Origin of the sequence: Micromonospora sp. NPDC051141 (genome assembly GCF_044455765.1) — a bacterium.
GTDB lineage: Bacteria > Actinomycetota > Actinomycetes > Mycobacteriales > Micromonosporaceae > Micromonospora.
Genome location: NZ_JBITFD010000019.1, coordinates 147,410 through 155,561, shown reverse-complemented (window position 1 = coordinate 155,561; position 8,152 = coordinate 147,410). Strand labels below are relative to the sequence as shown.

9 protein-coding genes are annotated in these 8,152 nt (G+C 72.1%); 4 read left to right on the top strand and 5 right to left on the bottom strand.

Annotated features, from left to right (window positions below; genetic code table 11):
• The 4 genes from ACIA6B_RS29270 to ACIA6B_RS29255 all read right to left on the bottom strand — a co-directional run.
• The coding region (locus ACIA6B_RS29270; protein WP_396778247.1) for an ABC transporter ATP-binding protein at positions 1-827 on the bottom strand (827 nt) is incomplete at its 3' end.
• A 15-nt stretch (positions 828-842) separates the two neighbouring features.
• Positions 843-1,832, bottom strand: coding sequence for an ABC transporter permease (locus tag ACIA6B_RS29265; protein ID WP_396778245.1), 990 nt, complete (start codon positions 1,830-1,832; stop codon positions 843-845).
• 61 nt (positions 1,833-1,893) lie between these two features.
• Positions 1,894-3,639: an ABC transporter substrate-binding protein gene (locus tag ACIA6B_RS29260; RefSeq protein WP_396778243.1), complete on the bottom strand. Its 1,746-nt coding sequence runs from the start codon at positions 3,637-3,639 to the stop codon at positions 1,894-1,896.
• 60 nt (positions 3,640-3,699) lie between these two features.
• The gene (locus tag ACIA6B_RS29255) at positions 3,700-4,719 is read right to left on the bottom strand and encodes an ABC transporter permease (protein WP_396778241.1); all 1,020 of its coding nucleotides are present in this window, start codon (positions 4,717-4,719) and stop codon (positions 3,700-3,702) included.
• 397 nt (positions 4,720-5,116) lie between these two features.
• Here ACIA6B_RS29255 and ACIA6B_RS29250 point away from each other — a divergent pair, with 397 nt between their 5' ends.
• The 3 genes from ACIA6B_RS29250 (at position 5,117) to ACIA6B_RS29240 (ending at position 6,789) form a co-directional block, all read left to right on the top strand.
• A complete protein-coding gene (locus tag ACIA6B_RS29250) occupies positions 5,117-5,998 on the top strand; it encodes a pentapeptide repeat-containing protein (protein ID WP_396778239.1) in 882 nt (293 codons plus the stop codon).
• A 257-nt stretch (positions 5,999-6,255) separates the two neighbouring features.
• On the top strand, positions 6,256-6,492 hold the full coding sequence (locus ACIA6B_RS29245) for a preprotein translocase YidC (protein WP_281941412.1): 237 nt from the start codon (positions 6,256-6,258) through the stop codon (positions 6,490-6,492).
• 36 nt (positions 6,493-6,528) lie between these two features.
• Entirely contained in the window at positions 6,529-6,789 is a 261-nt protein-coding gene (locus ACIA6B_RS29240; RefSeq protein WP_396778237.1) for a hypothetical protein, read from the top strand.
• On the opposite strand, the gene rnhA is transcribed toward ACIA6B_RS29240, so the two are convergent.
• Positions 6,708-7,274: a ribonuclease HI gene (gene rnhA, locus ACIA6B_RS29235; RefSeq protein ID WP_396778235.1), complete on the bottom strand. Its 567-nt coding sequence runs from the start codon at positions 7,272-7,274 to the stop codon at positions 6,708-6,710. The two genes, ACIA6B_RS29240 and rnhA, sit on opposite strands and share 82 nt — an antisense overlap.
• Positions 7,275-7,378: 104 nt before the next feature.
• Here rnhA and ACIA6B_RS29230 point away from each other — a divergent pair, with 104 nt between their 5' ends.
• A complete protein-coding gene (locus ACIA6B_RS29230) occupies positions 7,379-8,152 on the top strand; it encodes a tyrosine-protein phosphatase (protein ID WP_396778233.1) in 774 nt (257 codons plus the stop codon).

The following is an 8,152-nucleotide window of genomic DNA, read 5'->3' as shown; positions in this document are numbered from 1 at the left end:
ACCAGGTCCGCGTCCGCGTCACCGTGCAACGACGGCACGCTCGACAACAACCCCCAGGTGTACGGATGCTGCGGCGAACGCAACACCCGCGCCACGCTCCCGTGCTCCACCGCCCGCCCCCCGTACATCACCAGAACGTCATCAGCCACCTGGCTGACCACCCCCAGATCGTGCGTGATCAACACGATGGCCGACCGGAACTCCGCCTGCAGATCCGCGAGGAGATCCAGGATCTGCGCCTGCACCGTCACGTCCAACGCCGTGGTCGGCTCGTCGGCGATCAGCAGATCCGGGTCGTTGACCAACGCCATCGCGATCATCGCGCGCTGCCGCATCCCACCCGAGAACTCATGCGGATACTGCGCGAACCGCTTGGCCGGCTGCGGAATCCCCACCCGACCCAACATCTCCACCGCCCGCGTACGGGCCTCCCGCCGGCCGGCCCGGGGATGGTGCACCCGATACGCCTCCGCGATCTGCCGCCCCACCGAGTAGTACGGATGCAGCGCCGACAACGGATCCTGAAAGATCATCGCCATGTCCCGACCGCGCAGCCGCCGCACCTCCTCCTCCGGCAGGCCGACAAGCTGACGCCCGCCCACCGAGATCTCCCCCGTCACGGTCGCCCGCCTCGACGTGCCGTGCAGACCCAGAATCGCCAACGACGTGACGCTCTTACCGGAACCGGACTCCCCCACGATCCCCAACGTGCGACCCCGCTCCACCGCGAACGACACCCCGTCCACGGCCCGCACCACACCGTCCTCGGTGTCGAACCGCACCCGCAGATCCCGGACCTGGAGATAGGGATCCTCTGGCACTCTCATGTCGGCTCCTCCCGCTCAGCTCAACCGGACGCGCGGGTCGATCACCGCGTACAGCACGTCGACGACGATGTTGGCGACCACGATGAACACGGCTGCCAGCAGCACGGTCGCCATCACCACCGGCAGGTTGAGGAACTGCACCGCCTCCACGGTGGCCTTGCCGAGGCCCTGGAGGCCGAAGATGGTCTCGGTGATGAAGGTGCCGCCGAGGCTGGTGCCGATGTCCAGCCCGGCGATGGTGACGATCGGGGTGATCGCCGCGCGTAACGCGTGCCGGGTGTGCACCTGCCGCGCCGGCAGTCCCTTCGCCCGGGCGGTACGGACGAAGTCCTCCGACAGCGTCTCCAGCATCTGCGCGCGGGACAGGCGCGCGTAGAGCGCCGAGTTGAGGAAGCCCAACGTCATCCAGGGCAGGATCAGTCCGGCCGCCCAGCGGACCGGGTTCTCGGTCAGCGGGGTGTAGCTGGGGAACGGCAGCAGCCCGGTGGAGTAGACGAGCAGGTACAGCAGGATCAGGCCGAAGAAGTAGACCTGCATGGACGCCCCGGCGAGGGTGATGCCGATGGCGGCCCGGTCGAACGCGGTGCCGCGGCGCAGCGCCGACACCATGCCCAGCGAGATGCCGAGGGCCAGCCAGAGCACGGCGCCGCCGAGGACGATGCTGAACGTCACCGGGGCACGCTGGACGACGATCTCGGTGACCGGCTGGTTGTTGCGGAACGAGAAGCCCAGGCAGGGCGCCGGGCAGTCCTGCCGGAAGTCGCCCTCGCCGTAGCTGCGGCCGGCGAAGACGCCGTGGACGAAGTCGGCGTACTGGCGGGGCAGCGGCCGGTCGATGCCGAGCCGCTGTTCGACCTGGGCGATGTCCGCGGCGGTGCAGTTCTTGCCGCACATCACCTTCGCCGGGCTGCTCGGCACCGCGAAGAACAGACCGAACGTGACCAGGCTGACGACGACCAGGGTCAGGACGGCGACGAGCAGTCGCCGGAGAACGAAACGGAGCACGGGAAACACCTCCCCCGGGTGGGGCGGGGGCGGCCGGCGTGGCCGCCCCCGCCGACGACGGTCACTGCTTCACGTGGATCCCGTTGAGCGAGATGATGCCGAACGCGTCGCTGAGGAAGGCGTTGCCGACCTTGGAGCCGTGCAGTTCGTAGGTGGCGTCGTAGTAGCAGGGCACGACCGGGGCGTACTCCTGCATGATGGTGCGGTCGAGGGCCATCCAGCCGGCGTCCTGCTCGGCGGCGGGCCGGCTGCGGACCCGGTCGATCTCCGCGCCGATCGACGGCTCGTTCAGGTACGACAGGTTCTGGTTGCCCTCGGCCACGATCTCCCGGCCGTCGTAGACCGGCGGGATGATCGTCGAGCCGGACGGAAAGTCCGAGCCCCAGCCGCTGAGGTAGATGTCGTACGGGTTGTTCCGGCGGCCGATCTCGTCGTAGTAGCTGCTGTTGTCGATCGGCTTCATCACGATGTCGAAGCCCATGTCGGTGAGGTTCTTGCGCAACGCCTCGGCCTGCTGGGTGCGCAGTTCGAGGTTGGAGTGGGCGAGCACCAGCTTGGGACGCTTGCCGGCCAACAGCTCGGCGACCTTCGCCCGGTCGCCGGTGGCCGGCGCGTTGAACAGGTCGTACTTCTGGAAGCCGGCGGTGGTCGGTGACATCAGCGTGGTGGCCGGGGAACCGGCGGCCTGCCCGCCGAGCACCTTGAGCAGCGCGTCCTTGTCCACGGCGTAGTTGAGCGCCCGCCGGACGGCCAGGTCGGTGACGCGCTGGGTGTTGATGCTGAGCACCCAGGTGTACTGGGTGGGACCCTTGACCACCCGGTCGGCGACGCCGGAGCCGGTGGTGCGGGGCAGCACGGACGGCGGCACGTCGGCCCAGCTCAGCGCCGCCTGGTCGGCGGGTCCGTCGGCGACCAGCCGTTCGGAGATCTGGGCCTGCTCCAGCCCGAACGTCACCCGGATCGCGTCCGGGTACGCGTTGCGGATCGGGTCGGTCGCCGCGTCCCAGTGGGGGTTGCGCTCCAGTTCCAGCGCCACGTCCCGCTGGTAGGACTTGACCCGGTACGGGCCGGATGAGAACGGCCGCAGGTCGTAGTTGGCCCGGGTGTCCTTGGCGGCCGGCACCGGCGCGCTGGTGGGCAGCGCGGCGGCGTACGGCAGGTCGCAGTGCGGCTGCGGGAACGTGAACCGGATCGTCCTGTCGTCGGGGGTCTCGACGCCGTCGGGCATCGGCCGGCCCCCGTCGTACGGCCCCTGGTAGCTCGCGTTGTAGGCGCCGCCCGGGTAGAGCCACTGCTGGATGTAGTGCGGGCCCTCGTTGAGCGCCGGCGCGAACGACCGGGCGATGCCGTGGGCGACGTCCTTGCTGGTCACCGCCGAGCCGTCCTCGTACCTCACGCCGTCGCGGAGGGTGAACTCCCAGACCTTGCAGTCGTCGTCGACGTCCTTTCCGGGGTTGGTCGCCAGGTCACCGACGAGCAGCAACTTGCCGCTGCCGTCCTCCTTGTAGCCGTTGAGCGCCCGGTAGAGCTGCCCGCCGGTCACCTGTTGCGTGTTGACGTAGTTGCGGGCCGGGTCGAGGTGTTCGAAGTCGGCCGGCTGCATGACGGTCAGCGTGCCGCCCCGGGCGGCGCCGTCGACGGGTTTCGCCGGGCCCTGGTTGTCGGCGGCCTGGTAGGAGATCGAGCCGCTCTGGGTCTTCGTCTGTTGGTCCGCGCCGTCACCGCCGTCGGTGGTGGGGCTGCAACCGGCGGCGACCAGCGCCGCCGCGGCGAGGACACCGGTCAGTGTCCGGGTTCGGGTACGCACGGAGTGCTCCCTTCCTGCCCGGCGGCCCCCGCCGGCCGGGCATGTGGTGGCCGGGTGGGACTACCGGGTGGAGCGGGGATCCAGCGAGTCGCGCAGCGCGTCACCGAGCAGGTTGAACGCCAGGACCAGCAGGAAGATCGTCAACCCGGGGAACAGGGTGTACCAGGGGTCGCTCGCGACGTAGCCGATGCTGTTGAAGATCATGCGGCCCAGGTCGGGCGTGGGTTCGGTGACGCCGATGTTGACGAAGGCCAGCGCCGCCTCGATGGCGATGAACTGGGGCACCATCAGCGAGACCGTGACCAGGATCGGCGCCCAGATGTTCGGCAGGAGCTGCCGCAGCAGGATGTGCCCGGTGCCGGCGCCGGCCGCGCGGGCCGCCTCGACGAACTCCCGCTCCCGCAGCGAGATCACCTGCCCGCGGACCAACCGCGCGGTGTACGTCCAGCTGAACAGCCCGAAGGTGGCGACGATCAGGGCCACCCGGAACGCCGGCGACGGGGACTCCCGGTCGGAGTAGAAACGGTCCTGGAGGATCGGGATCACCGCGAGCGCGAAGATGAGGAACGGGAACGCCAGCGTGAGGTCGACCAGCCAGTTGACGACGCTGTCCAGCCAGCCCCGGGCCCAGCCGGCCAGCACCCCGACCGCGACCCCGATGAGCGAGGCCAGCAGCGCCGAGGCGAACGCGATGAACAACGACGTACGCAGCCCGTACACCAACTGGAGCGCGATGTCGCGGCCACTGCCGGGTTCCAACCCGAGCCAATGGTCGGCGTTGATGCCGCCGGCATAGCCGATCGGCATTCCGAAATCGTTGAGCCGGTCGACGAACTTGTCCGTGGGGTCGATTCCGGTGAGGTGGCCCAGCAGCGGCGCGCCGAGCGCGACCACGGCGGCGACGGCCAGCGTCACGGCGCTGCCCCGGGCCGTACGGTCCCGCCTCAGCCGCAGCCAGGCGAGCTGGTTGGGCGACCGGCCGACGACCTCCCGGTGGCCGGCGACGGTTCCGGCCACCGGTTCCGGAGCGGCCGGGTCGACGGGTGGGTTCGGCGACGGCGGATGGGAAAGGTCGCTCATGAGGATCCTCCCGGGGAGCGGAAAACGTCCCTGCCATCTGACGGTAATGCGCCTGGGAACGACGAAAAGAATCGTTACGGTAACGGCCGCTCCGGTTGTCGTACATCGACAACGATCTGGCCTACGGAATGCATCGGCGCAATAACGGCGCTATCCGGTTGTCAACCGTTCAGCCATTCGTGCCGCTGATTCTGCAATGCGTTGCCACGAATCCCGGCCACGGTTGTCACCCGTTCAGCCATTCCGCGCCCCGGCCGGCGCCGGTCCGGACCGTGGCGGTGCCCGCCGTCCGGCTCGCCGCCGCCACCGTCGTGATCACGAGAGGGCCGGGCCGGGCGGGTGGGGGTGGGCGGACAATGGGCGCGGGCGGAGCGGAGGATTCGGGGAGGGTGAGGCGATGACCGGAGGGTCGGACGCGGGTGTGGGCCGGGAGCTGCGGGCGGACTGCGCGCGCTGCGCCGGGGTCTGCTGCGTCGCGCCGGCGTTCGCCGCCTCGGCCGACTTCGCCGTCGACAAACCGGCCGGGCGGCCCTGCCCGAACCTGCGCGCCGACTCCCGCTGCGGCATCCACTCCGAGCTGCGGGAACGCGGCTTCCCCGGGTGCACCGTGTTCGACTGTTTCGGCGCTGGGCAGCACCTCACCCAGGGCACGTTCGCCGGCCGCGACTGGCGGGCCGATCCGGTCACCGGGCGGCGGATGTTCGACACGTTCGCCGTGTTGCGGCCGTTGCACGAGCTGCTGTGGTACCTGACCGAGGCGGTGCGGATCACCCCACCCGGCCCGCTGCGCGACGACCTGGTCGCCACGCTCGACGAGACGGGCCGGCTCACCGACGGCACGCCCGACGACCTGCTCGCCGTCGACGTCGACGCCCACCGGGGCCGGGTCAACCGGCTGCTGTCGAGCGCCGGCGAGCGGGCCCGGGCCGGCCGCGCCGGCCCCGACCGGCGGGGCGCGGCGCTGATCGGCGTCGACCTGCGCCGCGCCGCGCTGGCCGGGGCGAACCTGCGCGGCGCCACGCTGATCGGCGCGGACCTGCGCGGCGTACGGCTCGGCGCCGCCGACCTGACCGGCGCCGACCTGCGCGGGGCGGATCTGCGCGGCGCCGACCTGAGCGGGTGCCTGTTCGTGCACCAGTCCCAACTTGACGCCGCCCGTGGCGACCACCGCACGCTCCTGCCCGCCACCCTGCGCCGCCCCACCCACTGGTCCCCCACCCCGCTCCCCACCCCCACCCGCCCGTCCCCCCGTCGCCCCACCCCCCGCCGCCCCCGGTGACGAAAAGACCGCCGAACCTCCCGACGCGCTCCCCCGCGACCACCCGCCCGCAGCGCACGCCGGAGTGTTGACCAAGGAGTTCGCGTCAGGAAGCCCGCCACGTCGAGACGCAATCTCCTTGATCGACGACCACCGGCCCGGGTGGGCCGGGCCGGGGTGGGTGGGTGGGTGGGGTGGGGTGGGTGGGTGGGTGGGGTTTTGGTGGGGGTGGGGTGGGTAGGCGGCGGCACGGGTCGACGCGAGCGGGGGGCGGAGCGATGGGATATCGGGCACGCGACGGCGAGGAACCCGTCGACCCGGCGCACGCCGAGGACGCCGCCGGTCAGGCCCGCCTGGTGCAGGTGGCGGCGGACACGGACGTGCCGGCCCCCGCCCCGGACACGCCGGCGCCGGACGAGGTGACCGAGGACGACGGGTCCGGGATGGCCGGCGGGGCGTCCGGCAGCAGCTCGGGCGGCTCGTCGATGCCGACCCACCCCGACGCGGCCCGCTGAACGTTTGCCGTCCCCGCGGGCGGGCAGGAGTGCGACATGACCAGTGAAGAGTCCTTCGGCCGCGCCGCCGGCGACGAACCCGACGGCGCCACCGCCTACGAGGCGTCCCTACGCCCGCCGGGCGAATCCCTGCACACCACCAACGACACCGGCGACGACTTCGCCGACCTGCCCGCCGAGGACCGCCGCTCGGCGCAGGACACGAGCCGCGCCGGCTACGACGTCGACGCGGTCTCCGGCACCGGCGACCCGGCCGACGAGCCGGAGGAGAGCGAGGAGGGCCGGCCGCTGCGCTGAGCGGCGCGCGGGGCGGCCGGTGCGCCGGCCGCCCGCGCCTCGGTCATCCCCCGGTTGGCCAGCGCGTCGGCACGTTCGTTCTCCGGGTGGCCGTTGTGGCCCTTCACCCACAGCCAGGTGACGTCGTGGCGCGCGCCGGCGGCCTCCAGCCGCTGCCACAGGTCGGCGTTCTTCACCGGCTGTTTCGCCGCGGTGCGCCAACCGTTGCGCTTCCACGCGTCCAGCCAGCCGGTGATGCCGTTGCGCACGTAGGTGCTATCGGTGTGCAGCCGCACCGTGACCGGCCGGGTCAGGCTCTCCAACGCCCGGATCGCGGCGGTCAGCTCCATCCGGTTGTTTGTCGTCGGGGTGGCCTCGCCGCCGCACAGCTCCCGCTCGTGCCCGCCCCAGCGCAGCAGCGCGCCCCAGCCGCCCGGCCCGGGGTTGCCGCTGCACGCGCCGTCGGTCCAGATCTCCACGACCCGGCCGCTGTCCGCCTCCACCATGCCGGCAACCTACCCGTACGCCGCCGGAGCCCGACCGCCCGGCCCACGTGCCCGGGGCCCCGGCGGACCACCCGCGGCGCGTCGCCCGGCTAGCGTGCGGAGCCATGACCGCACCCCTGGAGTTCAGCACCCTGTGCAACTTCCGCGACCTCGGCGGCTGGCGCACCGACGACGGTCGCGCCGTGGCCCGCGGCCGGCTCTACCGCTCCGACTCCCTGGCCAAACTCGCCGGCGACGACCTGGCCCGGTTCGCGGCGCTCGGCGTCCGCACCGTGATCGACCTGCGCTACCCGTGGGAGATCGCCGACCGTGGCCGGGCACCGGAGAGCCTCGACGTCACCTGGCACAACCTGAGCATCGAGCACCGCACCTACGTCCAGGCCGACATCGACCCCGACGTGGACCCGTGGCGCTACCTGGCCGACCGGTACGCCGAGGTGGCCGAGGACGGCGTGGTCGAGCTGCGCCGGGCGGTGGAGGTGATCGCCCACGACGCGCACCCGCTGGTGTTCCACTGCGCGTCCGGCAAGGACCGCACCGGGCTACTGGCCGCGCTGGTGCTCGCCCTGCTCGGCGTGGGCACCGACCAGATCGCGGCGGACTTCGCGCGCACCGAACACGCCACCGGGCGGCTGGTCGCCGAGTGGCGCGACCGCAACGGCGGCGCGACGCCACGCTGGCCCGCGTACGGGCGGGCGCCCGAGGCGCTCATCCGGCTGGTGCTCGCCGAACTGACCGCGGCGCACGGCTCGGTCCACGGCTACGTCACCGGGCGGCTCGGGGTGGCCGAGGAGACCATCGCCGCACTGCGCGCCCGGCTGCTCACCGACGACGAAAAACCGCACGACGGCGACACGACGCTCTGGCAGGCTCGCTGA